This window comes from Gammaproteobacteria bacterium, assembly GCA_009845905.1.
Classification (GTDB): Bacteria; Pseudomonadota; Gammaproteobacteria; order Steroidobacterales; family Foliamicaceae; genus Foliamicus.
In genome coordinates, this window is the sequence record VXYS01000004.1 from 12,326 (window position 1) to 31,708 (window position 19,383).

14 protein-coding genes and 1 tRNA gene are annotated in these 19,383 nt (G+C 64.6%); 8 read left to right on the top strand and 7 right to left on the bottom strand.

The features are described 5' to 3' along the window. Positions 1-12: 12 nt before the first annotated feature. From F4036_01615 to nadA, 3 genes are all read right to left on the bottom strand, one after another. A complete protein-coding gene (locus F4036_01615; protein ID MYK36440.1) occupies positions 13-429 on the bottom strand; it encodes an ATP-binding protein in 417 nt (138 codons plus the stop codon). Positions 430-431: 2 nt separating this feature from the next. Then, positions 432-1,592, bottom strand: coding sequence for a SpoIIE family protein phosphatase (locus F4036_01620; protein MYK36441.1), 1,161 nt, complete (start codon positions 1,590-1,592; stop codon positions 432-434). 71 nt (positions 1,593-1,663) lie between these two features. After that, positions 1,664-2,671, bottom strand: a complete 1,008-nt coding sequence (gene nadA, locus F4036_01625) for a quinolinate synthase NadA (GenBank protein MYK36442.1) — start codon at positions 2,669-2,671, stop codon at positions 1,664-1,666. A gap of 211 nt (positions 2,672-2,882) precedes the next feature. On the opposite strand from nadA, the gene F4036_01630 reads away from it, so the two are divergent. The 6 genes from F4036_01630 to F4036_01655 all read left to right on the top strand — a co-directional run bounded on the left by F4036_01630 (position 2,883) and on the right by F4036_01655 (position 12,658). Further along, entirely contained in the window at positions 2,883-3,797 is a 915-nt protein-coding gene (locus F4036_01630; GenBank protein ID MYK36443.1) for a hypothetical protein, read from the top strand. Between the two features lie 51 nt (positions 3,798-3,848). Then, positions 3,849-3,924, top strand: a tRNA-Val gene (locus tag F4036_01635). 58 nt (positions 3,925-3,982) lie between these two features. Beyond that, positions 3,983-8,242 carry a DEAD/DEAH box helicase gene (locus F4036_01640; GenBank protein ID MYK36444.1) on the top strand — a complete coding sequence of 1,420 codons (4,260 nt, stop codon included), beginning with the start codon at positions 3,983-3,985 and terminating at the stop codon, positions 8,240-8,242. A gap of 67 nt (positions 8,243-8,309) precedes the next feature. Continuing rightward, positions 8,310-9,878, top strand: coding sequence for an FAD-binding oxidoreductase (locus F4036_01645; GenBank protein ID MYK36445.1), 1,569 nt, complete (start codon positions 8,310-8,312; stop codon positions 9,876-9,878). A 170-nt stretch (positions 9,879-10,048) separates the two neighbouring features. Then, entirely contained in the window at positions 10,049-11,800 is a 1,752-nt protein-coding gene (locus tag F4036_01650) for a hypothetical protein (protein ID MYK36446.1), read from the top strand. Between the two features lie 24 nt (positions 11,801-11,824). After that, on the top strand, positions 11,825-12,658 hold the full coding sequence (locus F4036_01655) for a DUF1838 domain-containing protein (protein ID MYK36447.1): 834 nt from the start codon (positions 11,825-11,827) through the stop codon (positions 12,656-12,658). A gap of 24 nt (positions 12,659-12,682) precedes the next feature. Here F4036_01655 and F4036_01660 read toward each other — a convergent pair whose 3' ends face one another. Next, positions 12,683-13,513, bottom strand: a complete 831-nt coding sequence (locus tag F4036_01660; GenBank protein ID MYK36448.1) for a DUF1838 domain-containing protein — start codon at positions 13,511-13,513, stop codon at positions 12,683-12,685. A gap of 145 nt (positions 13,514-13,658) precedes the next feature. On the opposite strand from F4036_01660, the gene F4036_01665 reads away from it, so the two are divergent. Next, on the top strand, positions 13,659-15,419 hold the full coding sequence (locus tag F4036_01665) for an acyl-CoA dehydrogenase (protein MYK36449.1): 1,761 nt from the start codon (positions 13,659-13,661) through the stop codon (positions 15,417-15,419). Position 15,420: 1 nt separating this feature from the next. After that, the gene (locus F4036_01670; GenBank protein MYK36450.1) at positions 15,421-16,572 is read left to right on the top strand and encodes a PLP-dependent transferase; all 1,152 of its coding nucleotides are present in this window, start codon (positions 15,421-15,423) and stop codon (positions 16,570-16,572) included. Positions 16,573-16,617: 45 nt separating this feature from the next. Here F4036_01670 and kduI read toward each other — a convergent pair whose 3' ends face one another. The 3 genes from kduI to F4036_01685 form a co-directional block, all read right to left on the bottom strand. Then, complete coding sequence (gene kduI / locus F4036_01675; GenBank protein ID MYK36451.1) at positions 16,618-17,460, bottom strand: 5-dehydro-4-deoxy-D-glucuronate isomerase; 843 nt, start codon at positions 17,458-17,460, stop codon at positions 16,618-16,620. An 18-nt stretch (positions 17,461-17,478) separates the two neighbouring features. Beyond that, positions 17,479-18,480 carry a LacI family DNA-binding transcriptional regulator gene (locus F4036_01680; protein ID MYK36452.1) on the bottom strand — a complete coding sequence of 334 codons (1,002 nt, stop codon included), beginning with the start codon at positions 18,478-18,480 and terminating at the stop codon, positions 17,479-17,481. A 114-nt stretch (positions 18,481-18,594) separates the two neighbouring features. Then, positions 18,595-19,374, bottom strand: a complete 780-nt coding sequence (locus F4036_01685) for a 2-keto-4-pentenoate hydratase (protein MYK36453.1) — start codon at positions 19,372-19,374, stop codon at positions 18,595-18,597. Between the last annotated feature and the right edge of the window lie 9 nt (positions 19,375-19,383).

Below are 19,383 nucleotides of genomic sequence, written 5' to 3' on the forward strand. Positions count from 1 at the left end.
CGTAACACGGTGCTAGAGCCGGGTAACCAGCGTCAGCCGGTTGCGGTTGCCCTCCCGGGCGTACTTGACCTCGTCCATCATCTCCCGCACCAGGTACACGCCCAGACCGCCGATACGACGTTCCTCGATGCCTGCATCGATATCCGGGTCCGGCGTTTCCGTCAGTGGATCGAAGGGGCTGGCTTCATCGATGAATTCGATGGTTACGCTGTCATCCGCGGCCAGGAGTCGGAATTCCAGTTCCTGGGATTCATCGTTGCCGTAGCCGTGGTCGATGATGTTCAGACCCAGTTCCTCCACCACAAGCTTGACCTTGAAGACCAGTTCATCCGGCCACTGTTCCAGCTGGGCCATTTCGTCGATGGCTTTCTCGACCAGCTCCAGTTGCCCGTGGCTGGCATGAATCTTCAGGCGGATTTCGCCGCTCATGACTACGAATCGGACCTCAGCAGCACGAGGCAGGTAATGTCGTCCGACTGCGAGCGGTCGCCGGCAAATTGCCGCACGGCCGCGAACACGGCATCGTTCGCTACCCGGGCGCTCTCCAGCGTGGCGCCCGCAAAAACCTCCAGCAGGCGATCCATGCCGAATTCCTCGTTGTCCAGGTCTTCCGCCTCGGAGACGCCGTCCGTGTACATCACGAGAGCCTCGCCCGGTTCCAGCCGAACCTGGTCCGTGCTGAATTCGAACTGCGGGGCAACCCCCAGCGCCACTCCGCCGGTAAGCGGCAGGATGGTCGAGGACCCGTCCTTGTGGACGATCAGGGGCGGATTGTGTCCGCCGTTGGCATAGCGAACCAATCCGGTTTCCGGATCGTACACGGCATAGAAAAGCGTCACGAACATGTTGGCTTCGTTGCCGTCCTGGAGCTGATCGTTAACCACGGTAACGACGGTGCCAGGGTCTTCATCGCCGAGCGCCGCGCCCTTCAACAGTGTGCGGCTGGACATCATGAACAGCGCCGCGGGTATGCCCTTGTCGGACACGTCCGCGATGGCCATTCCCAGCCGCCCGTGCTCCAGCCGGATGATGTCGAAGAAATCGCCGCCCACGTTCCGGGCCGGCGCCATGCTGCCGTACAGTTCGTATTGCTCGTTCTTCGGAAATTGCTTGGGCAGGATCGACTGCTGCATGCTGTTGGCGACGTCCAGTTCGCTTTGCAGCGTCAGCAGCTTGTCCTTTGAGGCTTCCGCTTCGCGCCACATCTCCAGCTGGCGCAGGCCGCGGTCGATCGTGACTCTCAGGTCGTCGAAGTCGATCGGTTTGGTGACGAAATCAAAAGCGCCGCGGTTCATCGCCGCGCGAATGTTCTTCATGTCCCCGTAAGCCGAGATGACCACGGAGCGGAGATCGGTATCGACGTCCGGGATCTTCTCCAACAGCGTCAGGCCATCCATGCGCGGCATGTTGATGTCGGAGAGCACCAGGTCGATGTCGCTGTGTTCGCCCAGGGCTTCGAGCGCCTCGACTCCGTCTCCGGCGAACAGAAAGGCGTACTGCCCGGAGCGAATCTCGCGCCGCATCCGCTGCCGGACCAGTTGCTCCAGGTCCGACTCGTCGTCGACCATCAGAATCTTGTATTGCGCTTGCATCGCAAGTCAGCCTGCTTGTGGCCACAAAAGGATGCCCATTGTATATGGGCGATACGGCAGATTGCCGCCGATCAGACCAGAAGCATGCGCTCCACGGCAAGCCGCGCGCGGTCCGCGATTTCCGTCGGAACCTCGACCCGCGGTTCGAGTGTTTCCAGCGTGCGCAGTATCTTCGGAAGGGTTATGCGCTTCATGTGCGGGCAGAGATTGCACGGGCGCACGAACTGCACGTCGGGATGTTCCACGGCCACGTTGTCGCTCATCGAGCACTCGGTCACCATGACGACCCGGCTGGGTTTGTTTTCGCCCACGTAGCGGATCATCGCCGAAGTGGAGCCGACGAAATCGGCCTCGTCAAGGACGTCGGGCGGGCATTCCGGATGGGCGATGACCTGTATGCCGGAGTGCGACTGGCGATAGGAACGGATTTCGTCCGCCGTGAACCGCTCGTGCACTTCGCAGCTCCCTTCCCAGAGAATAATCTCCACGTCCGTCTTGCCGGCCACATAGCGTCCCAGGTATCCGTCAGGCAGGAAAATCACGCGGTCCACGCCCAGCGACTCGACGATCTTCACGGCATTCGCCGAAGTGCAGCAGATGTCCGACTCCGCCTTCACTTCCGCGGAGGTATTGACGTAGGTGACTACGGGAACGCCGGGGTATTTCTGCTTCAGCAGACGCACGTCCTCGCCTGTAATCGCAGCAGCCAGCGAACAGCCGGCCTTCAGGTCCGGAATCAGCACGGTTTTTTCGGGCGCCAGGATCTTTGATGTCTCGGCCATGAAGTGAACGCCGCACATCAGGATCACGCCGGCGCCGGCGCTGGCGCCAAGGCGGGCCAGTTCGAGCGAATCGCCCGAATAGTCCGCAACGCCGTGAAAAATTTCCGGGGTCTGGTAGTTGTGCACCAGGATTACGGCGTCGCGCTCCTTCTTCAGCTCGTTGATGCGGGCGATGTACGGCGCGTGCACGGGCCACTCCACGTCGGGTATTACGTCGGTCAGGCGGCTGCGGACCGCCGCAGTCATCTCCTGCACCCGGGGGGTGTATTCCAGTGCTCCTGTCACCTGTGCCTGCATTGACTTACTCCATTGGCGGGGCTGTAATGCTATAAGTGAGCATAAGTATTGTCAAACAGCTGCACAGATCTTGCGCCCACCGTAGCCCCGTTGTGTGCCTCCCTCTTGCAGGAGCGTTGGAGCGGGACAGCGAGAATCGAGCCAGGATGGCGTCTCCTGCAAGAGGGAAGCACGCAACGGGGCGGAAGCCGAGCGGGTCTAAAATGGCTGCGTGACCGAACCGATCAGCGTGGAACTCAGCGCCGTGGTGCTGACCGTCGTGGACGACGTGCCGCGGGTTCTGGTCCTGCCGGGCGGTCGTTCGGCCCGCTTGCCTTCCGACGGGTTGCGCGGCACGCGCGACCAGACGCTGGAATTCGGCGCCCGGCGCCTGCTCAGGCGCCAGGTCGGACTGGAACCGGCCTGGCTGGAGCAGCTCTACACCTTCGGCGACCGGCGCCGGAATTTCTGGCCGCGCAGCCCCGACCGCACCATCACCGTGGCCTACCTCGCACTGGTTCGGCATGACCTTTGCTCCACCGGGGGGCAATGGAGGGACTGCTACGAGTTCTTTCCCTGGGAGGACCGGCGGTCTCGACAGGACTCCGCGGCGACGCTGGGCGCGGGACTGAAGAAATGGAGGAACCGGGCACGTGCCGATGCGACACGCAGAGAGCGCAGCGAGCGGATCGAGCGCTGCCTGGGCCTGGATCAGGCGGGCTGGACGCCGGACCTCGTGCTGGAGCGCTATGAGCTTGTATATGAGGCTGCGCTCGTCGCGGAATCCTGGCACGACCGGGGCGCCGCAGCGCCGGAGGGACGGATACTCAATGGGTCCTGCATGGCGCTGGATCACCGGCGCATACTGGCCACCGCCCTGGGCAGGATGCGGGGAAAGCTGCGCTACCGGCCGGTCGTTTTCGAGCTGATGCCGCCGGAATTCACGCTGTTTGAACTGCAGCGCGTGATCGAGGCGCTCAGCGGCCGCGGATTGCACAAGCAGAATTTCCGGCGACTGGTCGCGAACCAGAAACTGGTCGAGGCTACCGGCGTACGCAAGTCCGGCACCGGCGGCCGGCCGGCGCGCCTCTACCGCTTCCGGCCCGAAGCGCTGGCGGAGCGCCGCGCCGCCGGCGTGCTGTCCTGAGGCATGCGCTCCGGGCCCCCCGTTCGTGTATATTCACGCGACCGCTTTCGTAGGCGCGTAGCTCAGGGGTTAGAGCACTTGCTTGACATGCAAGGGGTCGGTGGTTCAATTCCACTCGCGCCTACCATTCCCTTCGCACACAGCCGCTTTGCCGTCTTTCCTTTCCGGGAACGTCGGAGGCATGGATGCCGACGCCGAGCCCACAGGGATGTGCTTGCCGGCGTGTCCCGGAAAGGAAAGACGGCAAAGCGGCTTTCACGTGTCGGGCGGGAACTGGAATGAACGCGATGATGCAACCAGGTTCTGCGGCGTTGGACGGCCTGCACCCGGCGGTTCGAGAATGGTTCGAAGAGTCGTTTGACCGGCCCACGGCGGTTCAGGATGGCGCCTGGCCGGCCATCGCCGCCGGCCGGCATGCGTTGCTGGCGGCGCCCACGGGTTCCGGCAAGACCCTGGCGGGCTTTCTTTCCGTCATCGACGAACTACTGCACCGCAGCCTGCGGGACGATCTGCCGCAGCGAACCGAAGTGGTTTACGTTTCGCCGCTGCGTGCCCTTTCGAACGACGTGCGCCGCAACCTCCGCGCACCGCTAGCCGGAATCGACCGGCGTCTTGAGGCCCGGGGCCTGCCGGCCTCGGGAATTACCGCCGGCCTGCGCACCGGGGACAGTTCCGCGGCCGACCGTCGCCGTATCCTCCGAAAACCTCCCCACATCCTGGTAACCACACCGGAGTCGCTCTATCTGCTGCTCACATCGGAAGGCGGCCGGGGGTTGCTGTCCAACACAGGCACCGTGATCCTGGATGAACTGCATTCGCTGGCGGGAGGCAAGCGCGGCGCCCACCTCACGCTCAGCCTCGAGCGCCTGGAAATGCTTGCCGGACGGCCTTTGCGTCGAATCGGCATGTCGGCCACGCAGCGGCCGCTGGACCGCATGGCGCAGTTCCTGCTGGGGGCACGAGACCACGATTGCGCAATTGTCGATGCCGGCGCCGCGCGCGAGCGGGACCTGGCGCTGGAACTGCCCGGTTCGCCGCTGCAGGCCGTCATGCCGCTTGAGGTCTGGTCAGAGCTCTATGACCGGCTTGCAGACCTCGTGCGCGGTCACGATTCGACCCTGGTGTTCGTGAACACGCGGCGGCTATGCGAGCGGGCCGCGCGACAGCTGAGCGAACGGTTGGGCGAGGACGCCGTCGCTTCCCACCACGGCAGCATGTCCAAGGAGCACCGGGGCGAGGCCGAACAGCGCCTCAAGCGCGGAAGCCTCAAGGTGCTTGTCGCCACGGCCTCGCTGGAGCTGGGCATCGATATCGGCTCCGTGGACCTCGTATGCCAGTTGGGCTCCCCGCGCGGCATCTCGCGGTTTCTGCAGCGCGTCGGGCGTTCGGGCCATGCGGTCGGAGAGATCCCAAGGGGCCGCCTGTTCCCGCTGACCCGTGGTGAGCTGGTCGAGAGCCTGGCGCTGTTGAAGGCGGCGGGCAAAAACGAAATCGAGGAAATCCGCATCCCGCCGGGCGCCATGGACGTGCTCGCGCAGCAGATCGTGGCCGAGGGGGCCTGCGGCGAGAAGAGCCTCGATGAGCTGCACGAGGCGTTTTCGCTGGCCTGGCCGTACCGCGATCTGGACCGCGAGCGCTTTACCCGCGTGGCCCGGATGCTGGCGGACGGTTACTCGACACGGCGCGGGCGCTCCGGCGCCTACCTGCATCTCGACAGCGTAAAGCGGACGTTGAGGCCGCGCCGCTCGGCGCGCATCACGGCCCTGACCAACGGCGGAACCATCCCGGACCAGTTCGACTACGACGTAGTGCTGATGCCCTCGGAGACCCGCATCGGCACCCTGAACGAGGACTTTGCGTTCGAGAGCCTGCCCGGCGACATCTTCCAGCTCGGCAACGCTTCCTACCGCATACAGCGGGTCACTTCCGGCAAGGTATACGCCGAAGACGCGCATGGAGCGCCGCCCACCATCCCGTTCTGGTTCGGGGAAGCGCCCGGCCGCAGCACGGAACTGTCGGGGCGGGTCGCGGAACTTCTCGACGGCGTGGAGACGCGTCTGTCCGGAAACTCGGACGCGGTTGCCTGGCTCGCATCCGTCCCCGGCGGTTCGCTCGAGGCTGCCCGCCAGGCGGTGGAGTATCTCGAGTCCGCGCGGGCCACCCTGGGCGCCTTGCCCGGCGAAGGACGCTTCGTGATCGAGCGCTTCCTCGACGAATTGGGCGACATGCACGTCGTTATCCATTCGCCGCTGGGCTCCCGCCTCAACCGCGCCTGGGGCCTGGCGCTGCGCAAGCGCATCTGCCGGAAGTTCAATATCGAACCGCAGGCGGCGGCGCTGGACGACAGCATCGTGATTTCGCTCGGGCCGGGGCACAGCTTCCCGTTGAAGGAACTCAGCGGCTGGCTGCATTCCTCGACCGCGCATGAGCTGTTGAAACAGGCCGTGCTCGACTCGCCGATGTTCCCGACCCGCTGGCGATGGACGGCCTCGACGGCGCTGGCCATACTCCGCAACTGGAAGGGAGAGCGACGCCCGGCGCAGTTTCAGCGCGGCGATGCGGAGGACCTCATGGTCGCGCTGTTCCCCGATCTGGTCGCCTGCGCCGAAAATCTCACGGGGGACCGTGCGGTCCCGGATCATCCGCTGGTCAACCAGACCCTGGATGATTGCCTGCACGAGCTGATGGATGCCGACGGCCTGCTGGCCCTGCTGCGCTCGTTCGAGCAGGGCCAGGCCGAAGTGCGCTTTGCCGAGCCCGCCTCGCCATCGGTCCTGGCCCAGGAAGTCATTACCGCCAAGCCCTATGCCTTCCTTGACGATGCGCCGGCCGAGGAACGCCGCACCCAGGCGATCCGGACCCGCCATCTGCTGGATGTCGAAGACGCCGCAACGCTGGCGCGACCGGATCCACAGGCGATCGCCGAGGTGTGCGCGGAAGCCTGGCCGAGCTCCCGCAATGCGGATGAATTGCACGACGCGTTGAACCTGGCGGGATTCCTCACCGACGCCGAACTGGCGGATTTTCCCGATTTTCTGGCAGAACTGGCATCGCAGGGCAGGGCACTCGCCTTTACGGCCGGCGACGAACGGCAGATCTGGGTCTGCATCGAACGCCGGGACGAATTGGCCACAGCCCTGGCAAGACCGGACGAGGCGGCAACGGCGATTCGCGAACTGCTACGCAGCCGGCTTGAAATCCTGGGTCCCGTAACTGCCGCGGAACTGGCGCAGCCCCTGGATCTGGAAACGGCGGCCGCGGCCGAAGCGCTGGCGGCGCTGGAGGGAGAAGGATTCGTGGTTCGCGGGCGTTTCCGCACCCGCGCGGAAGCGGACGGGCCTGAAGAGTGGTGCGAACGCGGCCTGCTGGCGCGCATCCACCGGCGCACGCTGAAGTCCCTGCGCCGGCAGATTAAACCGGTCAGCGCCGCGGGGTTCACCTCATTCCTGCTGCATTGGCAGGGGCTTGGGAACGACCGGCGGCAGGGACCGGAGAGCCTTCGCCTGGCGCTGAACCGGCTGGAAGGCTGCGGCGCCCCGGCGTCGGCCTGGGAAAGCGTTGTGCTGCCGTCGAGAATCAGCGATTTTTCCCCGGCGCTGCTGGACCAGGTGCTCGCGTCGGGCGAATGGCTGTGGAAGCGGTCCGAGCCGTTTCCCGGGCGAGCGGGCGGGCGGCTGGCCGCCAACACGCCGATAAGCCTGATCAGGCGCGAATGCTGGGACTGCTGGCCGTTGGCGCCCGGCCGCATGGAAGGGTTATCGTTCGGCGCGCGCAAGGTTCTCGAAGTCCTCCGCGAGGAGGGTGCGGACTTCTTCCTCGGCCTGGTCCGCAACACTGGCATGCTGCGCAGCCAGGTAGAGATGGCGCTGGGCGAACTGGCCGCCGCGGGACTGGTCACGTCGGACAGCTTCACCGGCCTTCGCGCGCTGATCACGCGGGCCGACAAGCGTCCCCGCTTCGGCGGACTGCGGGCCCGGCTGAGCGGCGTGCAGGCCGGGGGCCGATGGTCCGCACTGACCGCTCCCGCCGGCGATGATGTCAACGAGGAGGACCGGGTCCGGTACCTGGCCAAAGCGATGGTTCGCCGCTACGGCATCGTGTTCCGCGCCCTGCTGGTGCGCGACCGCGGGCTGCCGCCGTGGCGCGCGTGGCTGCGTGTCTACCGGCGCATGGAAGCCCGGGGCGAACTGCGCGGCGGCCGCTTCGTCGGCGGGTTCAGCGGCGAGCAGTTCGCCGCACCGGCCGCGGTGGAGGAACTGCGCGCCATGCGCCGCAGGAACGACTTTGCTTCGCGCATCCGCATCTCCAGCGCGGATCCGGCCAACCTGACCGGCGTGTTGTCGCCCCGGCGCATACCGTCGCAACCCGCACGCTGGATCGATTTCGCAAGCGGAGAACCCCGGATGGAAGCGGAGCAGGACATCGCTGCCGGCGCGCGCGGCTGATCGAATAGAATCTCGCATCTCGCCCGGTGGTGCAACGCAGGGCGGGACCTGTAGACGGGAGGGGAAAATGAGCCAGGAAATCCTTCAGGAGCTTTCCAGCCTGCTGGGCAGCGAACACGTGATCACGGACGATGCCGAGCGCCGTTACTTCACGACCGACGTTTACAACTCCCGGGAGCTGCCGCTGGCGGTCATTCGGCCGGGAAGCGTGGAGGAATTGCAGGAAGCGGCGCGGATTGCATTGAAGAACAATGTCGCGCTCGTGCCCCGGGGCGGCGGCGCTTCGTACACCGACGGCTACCTGCCGGTCACGTCGCAGTCGCTGCTGGTGGAAACCTCGCGCCTCAACCGCATCGTGGAAATCAACGCAACGGACATGTACGTGACGGTCGAACCGGCCGTGACCTGGGAGAGGCTCAACGCGGCGCTGGCCAAGGAGAAGCTGCGCACGCCGTTCTGGGGGCCGTTCTCCGGCCTGAAGGCGACCGTGGGCGGATCGACTTCGCAAAACTCCGCGAGCATGGGCACGGGCAACCACGGCCTGTCCGCGGAATCGGTGCTTTCGTTCGACGTCGTGCTGGGCAACGGCAAGCTGCTGAAGACGGGGTCCGCATCGATCAGCACCTCCAAGCCGTTCTTCCGCTGGTACGGACCGGACCTGACCGGCCTTTTCACCGGCGACACCGGCGCCATGGGTATCAAGGCGCGGATCACACTGCGGTTGATCAGGCGGCCGGAACGCTCCGGTACCGCTTCTTTCGGTTTCGACACCTTTGACGACATGGCTGCCGGCATGTCGGCGGTGGCGCGTCTCGGCATAGTCGCCGACAACTACGGACTGGACCCCAAGCTGCAGCAGGGCCAGCTCACCAAGACCGACACCGGCGATGCACTGCGCGCCGTGTGGAACGTAACGCGCGACTCCAGCAATCCGGTGGAGGCCGTCAGCCGGCTTACGCGCATGGCGCTGGCGGGCAAGCGCTTTTTTGCCGGCTTCAGCCACTCCGCCCACTACGTCGTGGAGGGGTACAGCGCGGCGGAGGTCAAGTCCAAACTGAAACTGGTCCGTGAAACCATGCGGCCGCATGGAACCGAAATAGCCAATACCGTGCCTACCGTGCTCAGAGCCATGCCGTTCATACCGATGTACTCCGTGCTCGGCGTCAACGGCGAACGATGGGTGCCGCTGCACGGCATCATGCCGTTCTCGGCGGTTCCCGAGTTCCGCCGCCGGCTCATGGCCATGTACGAGGAGAACGCCGACCGAATGAAGGAGTTGCGGGTAGACAAGGGCGCCATGTTCATGACCATCAACTCCAATGCATTTCTGTACGAGCCGGTGTTCTACTGGGAGGACAGCCAGACGGTGTTCCACAAGCGGTTCATGCCCAAGGACTATCTGGCGACGCTGCCGGAACACGACGAGAATCCCGAAGGCCGGGCGCTGGTGGCGGAATTGCGCCAGCGCATCCTGGATATCTTCTGGCAGGTCGGCGCCTCGCACCTGCAGGTGGGCAAGACCTACCCCTATCTGCGCGGGCGCCAGCCGGAAGCCGAACGGCTGCTCCGGGAGTTCAAGGGCAGCGTCGACCCGAACAACCTCATGAACCCCGGCGCGCTCGGCCTCGGCACGTAAAGCTGATGCACGATCCCGCTAAACCCTCGCCTTGCTCACACCGTGCCTTCTGGGGAGGCGCCATCCATGGCTCGGTTCCGCCATCCCTGGCTCCAACGCTCCCCAGAAGGCACGGTGTAAGCAAGGCTTCCCTGGGTGCGAGGGCGTCCCGCCCTCGAAGAAGCGCGGCGTTGGTCGTATCGACCGCTTTCTTTGCTTGCCTGCTTTCGCTAAGCCTCCACGGACCTGCACGGGCGGAGGCGGATGAGCGGGTGGTGGGGGTGCTGTTCGTGATTCATGGCGGTTCGGAAGACTGGACCGACCGCGGCGCCTTCGACACGGCCGCGCAGCTTTTCTCGTACGATCACAACAGCGCCGTCTATCAGCGTTTTCTCTGGGACCCGCGCATCTGGCCGCGCTTCATGGACTTCGGCAACGGCCCCAAGGAGGCCCTGAAGTATCGCTTCGAGTACGACCGGATCGACGGACCGAGCCCCTTCTACGGCATCACCTTCTCGCAGATGAACTCGCTAGAGGAGGCGCTGGACGCCCGCGCGCAGGAGCTGGGCGTGCGCTTCGTCGTGGACCTGGCGTCCTGGATGGCAGCGGACCCGAAGAACCACCCCTGGCCCCGACTCGTCTATGGACCCGGCAGTCCGCAGGGCCAGCCCCTGACGTATTGCGGGCCGGCCGACGATCCCTGGCCCGACTGCGATCCCGAGCGGCACAACGTGGACGGTCCCATCCCACGGCTGCTGGAACAGGGCGCGACCGAGATCGTGGCCATCGACATGACGGTGGGCGGCGCCCGGTTCTCCAAGACGCATGACGTGGTCCGGACGCTGCGCGCGCGCCTTACCGCCGAGGCCGGTGAGGGCGGGAAACCGGTTCCCTTGCGCTGGTTGAACGACCCCAGGGACCTGATGCGCGATTCGTACCCGGACGAACCGGCGGGATGGACGCGTTCTCTCGGACCCCCGGCGGCCGACCGCAGCGTGCCACTGGAAGATGCGCCCAACCCGGTGGTTTCCTCGCCGTTGCTGGCCTTGCTGCATGCCGAAGGTATCGCCGAGCGGTTCAACCCGGAAGTGGAGGAAGCCGAGACCGGCATTGTGCTGCTCGGCCATGCGCTGCGCCGCTACGACGAGTATTTCGATCCGAAGATCGATGACACCCTGAAGCTGCACCAGACCATAGCGCTGGAATTGCTGCGCACCTACCCGGAACTCAAGGAACACAGGATCGTAGGCGCCTGGGCCGGGGACATGGTCCTGAACGAGACGCTGACGGACACGCCTGCCGGAGGTTACGAGCGGAGCCGGCCCATGCGCGGTGAGAACCTGGGTTACGCGGCGCTGTACGAGCAGCCGGGCGTTCATCCGCAGGGCAAGTGGGGATACCGTTACTGGGAGGCGCTGGACTACCTGCGTGCCGACGGCGTGGAGCACATCGTGGTGGCCTTCCCGCAGATCGTGGCCGAATCGGTGCTCAACATGGTCGAGGTGCCCAACCAGATCGGCAAGGAAGTGGGCTACCGCAACTGGCTCTACTACGAACAGGGCGATTTCAAACGCTACCCAAAGGTCGGGCATCCGTTCGCCGACTACTGGGGCATCTGGGTAAACACGGAATGCAGAAATGGCGATTCAACAGTCGCCTGTTGCCTGGAAATGGGCGGCTGCGCCGACGGACAGCCCTATCCGCCGGCGCGCCAGACGCCTCCCGACCGGCGGCGCAACGACATGGACCCGTCGCTGGGCTACGACATACCCGCGTTCGGCCATATCGGTTATGACCCGGCCCTGGGCCGCCCGTCGGACGACCATCCGGTCCAGCAGCAGTACCGCGGCACCTGGGCGATGTGGCGGCCCCCGAACGACGACCCCCGCATGGGAGAGCTGATGGCAAGGTTTATCGTCGAGGCCGTGCAGGCCGGACGTTAGCCCCGCCTGTCGGACGCCGAAGCGATGACAAGCGATACGGGCCTGAGCCGCCGCGAGTTGCTGGCCGGCGCCGGAGGGCTGGCGGTCCTGGGTGCGCCCTTCAGCGCCCTGGCGGCGGGCGATTCACCGACTGAAATCAACCTGGCGACGCCGCGCGACAACCTCCTGGCCTTGGTACGCATCCAGGCGAGCCTGCGCGAGGAAGACGTGCCCTGGTGGTACAGCGGCATCATCTACGGTGCGGAAGACGGCCAGGCGCCTCGTCTCCTGTTCGCTTTCGAAGGCATGGAGATGTACTGGATGCGCCACCTGGAGGACGGGGAGTTCGAACTGATCGGCCACACCGTATCGTTTCTCAAGGACGGCCAGACGGGCGAGTGGCTGCGCGAATGGCGGAACCCCTACACCGGTGAACTGCTGGAAGTGCCGGCGGCGGTGCAGGGCGGTGGCGCCGGGCGTGGGTTCAACTACTCCGTCAGGGGAATACGCCCGACGCCGTTCGTGGACCAGATGCCGGAACGGCCGCCCGCCTACCGGATACTGTCGGGCGGAGGACGCATCTGGCTCACGAAGGAAACCGAGTACCCGCCGGGCATGGCTCAACCCCGCCTGCAGCGGCAGACCATGAACTGCTCACTGGAGGAATTCACCGATCCCGCCCGGGAACGGCTGAACACCCAGTTCGCCTCCACCGTGTTCATGCCATGGCGCAACTGGATGAACATGGGCGACCGACCCGGTCACCTGATCTGGCACGCGGCGGGACTGAAGCTGGATTCGATCGACTCGCTGCCGGCCAACTATCGCGCGCGCCTCGACGCCGAACATCCCGACAAACTGACCGCCCGTCCCGGTTAGACGGGGCGCGGACGAAAGTTCGGCCTACTCCGGCCAGCCTTCCCCAGCGGCGCCCGCCTGCAGGGCGCGGATCTCGTCCAGGTCCGCGGGCGGCCGCAGCCACATGGCCGCCTCCTCCCGGGCCCACTCAAGCAATGCCGGCGGGAACTCGTCCTGGCTCTCGACCCGCCATGACAACATGTGGTAGATCGCATTCCCTTCTCCGGCGAACGGCGGCAGCGCGCCGTAGCGCTGCCAGCTCAATTGGTGGGTTTCGTCCGCCATATCGTTCGAATGAATAAAGAAGTCATAGTTTTCCCACGCCTGGTAGCGATCGCCGCCGGGAACCGGGAAATCCAGGAAGACTGAAGCGGTAATCGCGGTCGTGCTCCGGCCCAGCTTGCGCACCTGCATGCCGTTTCGGGACTTGATTCTCTGGACGCTCTCGCCGACACCCTGTTCGACGTCCCCGTAGATGCGCCCGTCCCGCATGCGGTAGCGGATGAGCTGGTAGGGATAGGCGATCGGCTGCACCGGCCGGCCCTTGTACTCGGTGAGGATTTCTCCGCTGACCGGATCGGTATACGTGTAGGTCTTTCGCGTCAGGTGAATGACGGCGCCGTCCGGATCGTCGGGCCAGATCACCGTGGAGCTGTCAAAACCGATCATCCCCAGCAGCTTTTCGCCGGAGGGATAGTCATAAACGCCGCCCTCCGAAACCCAGTGGACCGGGGCGCCGGTGCCCGCCCGCGCGTCGACCCAGGTCCGCAGCACCTCCGGCGCCGCAGCGCGGGATACCGGTGGTTCGCCGGCGGCGCCACCCGGCGCATGAACAGCCGCGCAGGCAGCAAGAAGGAGTACAGGAATTGTTCGCATGGTTGTCCCCCGATGGAAATGTGCGGTGTATGTCCGGCGTCAAGCATAAGCCAGAATCACCGCGATTCCGAGCAGTTGGGCCGGCGGGATTTTTGCGGGCGCGGGTAGAATAGGGCTTCGGTTAGCGTGTTCTCGCGGAGACCCCATGTCGGAGTATCGGCCCCCAGTCGACGAAATGCTCTTTATCCTGGACTCGATTGCCGGGATCGATAATGTCGCCCGGCTTCCGGGCTGCGAAGAGGTAACGACAGACCTGGCGCGCGCCGTGATGGATGAGGCCGGCGAACTGGCGGCCAACGTGCTGGCGCCGCTGAACGCCGCCGGAGATCAGGCCGGGAGCGCCGTGCTGAACGGCGAGGTCCATGTCCCGGACAGCTTCCGCGAGGCGTACCAGTCCTTCGTCGAAGGCGGCTGGGGCGGGATTTCGGCGCCGGAGGCATACGGCGGCCAGGATTTGCCGCAGCTCATTTCCATGCCGGTCCAGGAGATGTGGCAATCGGCCAACCTGGCCTGGTCGCTCTGTCCCCTGTTGAGCCAGGGCGCGCTGCATGCCCTGGAGCTGCACGCCAGCGAGGACCTCAGGCAGCAATTCCTGCCGCGACTGGTCAGCGGCGAGTGGACCGGCACCATGAACCTCACCGAGCCGCAGGCGGGCTCCGATCTGGGACTGGTGCGCTGCCAGGCCAAACGCGAAAACGGGCACTACCTGATCAACGGCCAGAAGATCTTCATTACCTTCGGCGACCATGACATGGCCGGCAACATCCTGCACCTGGTGCTGGCGCGACTTCCCGATGCGCCGCAGGGCACTCGAGGGCTTTCGCTGTTTTTGGTCCCCAAGGTAATCCCGGACGAGAACGGCGAGCCCGACCGGCCCAACAACGTGCGTGCCGTCTCGGTGGAGCACAAGCTGGGGCTGCACGCCAGCCCGACCTGCGTCATGAGCTACGAGGACGCCGTGGGCTACCTGGTCGGCCAGGAGAACCACGGTCTTCCGCACATGTTCGCGATGATGAACGACGCCCGGGTGTCGGTGGGACTGCAGGGGGTGGCGATCGCGGAACGGGCCTATCAGCAGGCCCTGGAGTACGCGCGCAACCGCATGCAAGGCAAGGCGCCCGGAAGCGCCGGCACCGTCTCCATTCTGCGCCACCCGGACGTGCGGCGCATGCTGATGGAAATGAAATCGCAGATCTTCGCGATGCGCTCGCTGTGTTACATGGCCGCCCTGCATACCGACCATACGCGCCGCCACCCGGACGAGGACAGGCGAGCCTGGCACCAGCGCCGGCTGGACCTGCTTACCCCGATCGTCAAGGGCTGGATATGCGAAGTGGCGATCGAGTTGACGTCGATCGGCATACAGGTGCATGGCGGCATGGGCTACGTGGAGGAGACGGGCGCGGCGCAGCACTATCGCGACGCCCGGATCATCACGATCTACGAGGGCACTTCCGGAATCCAGGCCGGAGACCTGGTCGGCCGCAAGATCATCCGCGACAAGGGCAGGGCGCTGGGCGAACTGCTCGAGGAAATCGGGGATACCCTGGCGAGCGCCGAAGCCCTGCCGGCCGAAGACCGCATCGTCGCGGAGGCGCTCCGCGACGGACTGGACGAGGCGGCATCGACCCTGGATTGGTTCCGCAGGGAACTGGGCGTCGACGACGACCTGCCCGGATCGGTGGCTTTCAACCTGATGATGATGCTGGGCTATCTCTGCGGAGGCTGGCTGCACGCCCGTTCCGCGGTGGCCGCGGCCGGCGCCACGGACCGGCAGGATATGCAAGCCCGGCGCGTTTGTGCGCGGTTTTATGCCGAGCACCTGATGCCGCAGGTGGCCGCACGCGCCCGTCGAGTTCGGGCCGGCGCCGCCAACACGATGGCATTGAGTGAGGAGCAGTTCTGACATGCGGTTCTCGACCCGGCAAATCCACGCGGGAACGGAACCGGACCCCGTGACCGGATCGGTGCTGCCGCCGATTTACCAGTCCACCACCTTCGCCCAGCCGTCCGTCGACGAGTACCTTTCCAAGGGGTATTCGTACTCCCGCAGCGGCAACCCCACGGTGAGGGCCCTGGAAAAGCGCATTGCCGGGCTGGAAAACGGCGAGGACTGCACCTGCTATTCCACCGGCATGGCGGCGGTAAGCGCGGTGCTGCACGCCTTTCTGAACGCCGGGGACCACGCCCTGGTATCGCAGGTCGCCTATGGAGGAACCTACCGGGTATGCACCCAGGTGTTCGCGCGTTTCGGCGCCGGCTTCACCTTCGTGGATACCTCGGACCCCGCCGCCGTCGAGGCGGCGATCAGGCCCGAGACCCGCCTGCTCCTGACCGAAACGCCGGCCAACCCGACGCTCGCGCTCAGCGACATCGCGGCCCTTTCGGAAATCGCCCGGGCCAACGACCTGATTCACGTCGTCGACAACACGTTTCTTACGCCCTATTACCAGCAGCCGCTTGCGCTGGGCGCGCACGTTTCCCTGCACAGCACCACCAAGTACCTCGACGGCCACAACGCCACGGTCGGAGGGGCCAACGTGGCGGCCACCGCCGAGCTGGACGAAAAACTGCGTTTCGTGCAGAACGCCACCGGCAGCATCATGTCGCCGATGGTCGCCTGGCTTACCCTGCAAGGCGTCAAGACGCTTTCCGTGCGCATGGACAGGCAGTCGGCCAGCGCCATGGCCATCGCGCGATACCTGAGCGACCATCCGGCGGTGGGCGAAGTCTGCTATCCGGGCCTTGAATCCTTCGCACAGCACGAACTGGCAGGTCGCCAGGCCAGCGGTTTCGGCGCCATGCTCTGGTGCGAACTGAATGGCGGACTCGAAGCCGGAAAGGCGTTGATGGACAACGTCGAACTGTGGACGCTGGCGGAAAACCTGGGCGCGGTCGAATCGCTGATTACCCACCCCGTCACGATGACCCATGCCGACGTGGAGCCCGAAGAGCGGCAGCGCGTGGGCCTGCGCGACGGCCTGGTTCGCTTCTCCGTGGGCCTGGAAGACTATGAAGACCTGATCGAAGCTCTGGACGCCGCCCTGGCCCGCCTCTGACCTCCGGGAGCGAGGGCATGTCCCTCGCAGCGACCCGCCCTCCCATTATTTGAGTTGGCAGATGTCGAGAACGTTCATGTCCGTGTAATCGAGATTCTCGCCGCCCATCGCCCAGATAAAGGAATAGTTGGAGGTTCCGCTGCCCATATGGATCGACCACGGTGGAGAAATAACCGCCTCTGAATCGCCCACAACGATATGGCGCATCGAGTCCGGCTCGCCCATGAAGTGGAACACCTTCTGATCGTCATCCAGTTCAAAATAGAAGTAGATTTCGGATCGCCGATCGTGCAGGTGCGGCGGCATTGTGTTCCAGACACTGCCCGGATTGAGAATCGTCAACCCCAGCAGCAACTGTGCCGATCGGCAAGTCTCGGGCACGATGTACTTGTAGATCGTGCGCTCGTTTGACGTCTCGAGCGAGCCAAGCTCAAGCGGAACGGCCTCGTCGATGGAAATCTTGACCAGATCGAATCGCGCGTGCGCAGGCGTCGAGGCAAGATAGTAGCGCGCGGGATTGTCCTTGCTGTCGCACTCGAAAGAGACCTCCTGCGATCCCATCGGAATATACAAACCATCCCGAGGTTTCATCTCGAAGGTTTTACCGTCGATGGATATTTTCCCGCTGCCGCCGCCCACGTTGACCACTCCCAGTTCACGCCTCTCCAGAAAAGGCGCTCCCGCCACAGGCTCGGTCTGATCCGGCAGTACGACGGTGTCCGTTACCGGCGCGGCGCCGCCGACAATCATGCGTTCCGTGTGCGAATAGTTCAGGTTGATTTCGTCGGCAACGAACATGCCGGCAACGAGATAGCGATCGCGCAGGGCTTCGTTACTGACTCCGTCCATCATGTCCGGGTGCGTTGCCTGATAGGTTCTTGAATACACGTTGAGACACCTCGTTGATTACGAACTTTCCAGCTCTCGAGTCGACTCCCGGACAATCAGTTCGGGAACGGTCTGGTTTGGCCCCAGTGGAACATCTTCATCGCCGAATGCAAGAAGGCTTTGAGCCGCGAGCCGGCCGATCTTGCGCGCCGGAGTATGGACCGTCGTCAGACGGGGCCAAATTCGAGTTGCCGTCTCAAAATCGTCGAAACCGACAATCGAAAGATCTTCCGGCGCTTTCAGGCCGGCAACGTGCAGTGCCTGCAACACACCGGCAGCCATTTCGTCATTGGCCGCGAAAGCGGCCGTCGGCGGCGGATCCAGATCGAGTATGTCGGCGCCTCTGGCCAAACCCGACTCGAACGTATAGTCGCCCTGCAGTACATAGTCCATCGGCAGGCGAATGCCGAACTCCATCAGACCGTCCTCGAAACCGGATCGACGCTCGTGCGCGGAGCGGAAACTCCGGCGACCTGCGACCAGGGCAATCCGGGAATGCCCCAGGCTGGCCAGATGCCGGGCGGCCTCGCGCCCGCCTACCCGATCGTTCGTAACAATCATTCGCCGTTCCATATCCAGTGCGACGGAGGCGACGCGAATGTAGGCGCAACCGATTTCACGCAACGCTTCCGCGAGGCGCTCGTCCTCGGATACGGACGGCGTCAGCACGACGCCGTAGAGTTTCTGCATTTCAACGAACTTACGCGCGTCCTCAATGAAGGTGTCGCTCCGGCGATTGCAAGGATGAACCACCAGTTCGAAATCGGTGCCCTTCAGGCCATCGAGAATACCGAGTTGCACATTGACGACGTATTGCGGCGTCGGATTGTCATAGATCATGCCGACAAGATACGAACGCCGAAATGCGAAACCGCGCGCCTGCGGGTCCGGCCTGTAGCCGATGTCACGAATGAGCCCCTTGATCCCGGCGCGCGTCGCATCGTTTACCTGCGGTGAATCATTAATGACCCGGGATACCGTTTTTTTCGAGACGCCGGCAAGCCGGGCCACATCGCCCATCGTCGGCTTTCGGCCATCGACATTGTTCTCGAACCAACTGCGGGCGGCCGCCTTGAAATCGGTGTCTGCTTTGCGGCTTCTTCTTCCCACGGAATTCCCCGAGCTGCACTTGCGTCAATTCGGTACGTTACTGCACTGGCGTTTGGACCTGAATTTCACGTCGAACCATCCAAACGAGCCGAAATCTACGCGCGCCGCAGAGGATACGGACACGCCATGTATGCCGGTAACCGCACCGGTGGAAATCAACGTTCCTTCGGGAAGTTCAATACCGCGGGTCGCGGCAAGACCCAATAGAAATCGCAAAGCCGCCAGCGGACCGCCCGGCACGGCGCTCGCCGTCGCATTACCAACAACGGCGCCGTCGATCATGACTTTCGCCGTCAGTGAATCCAGGTCTCTGGAATTCCAGTTTGCAACCGCAGGACCCAGAAGTAATCCGGCGTTGTTGCCGAAGTCGGAGACAACACAGGTCGGACCCAGCTGGTTGATTGCAGCCATGGGACTGCTGGCAATCTCCACCCCGACGAACAGCGAAGACACAAAGTCGATCAGGTCCGCGTCGGAGTATTTCCTTTCCGACGGGTGGACGGCGCGGCCGAGCTCCAGAATGAATTCCGCCTCTACCGCCGCGAATCCACCCGCGTAAATCGGCATGGTCCTGGCGGAGCCGGGCTCTATGCCGACAATGGAAGATTTGAAGATCGGGCCGGCCAGGCGCTCGTCGCCAACCCGTAACCGTTGATCGGCCGGGATCATCCCGATTTTCCAACCCGCGACCGTATCCGCCCAGCGCGCTATGGATGCAGCCTGAATTGCATACGCACCGTCCAATGAGTCGGGAAGGGCGCCCGGAAAATCCGGCAGGGCCTCGGCAGCCGCTCGTGCGGCCACCAGGCGCCT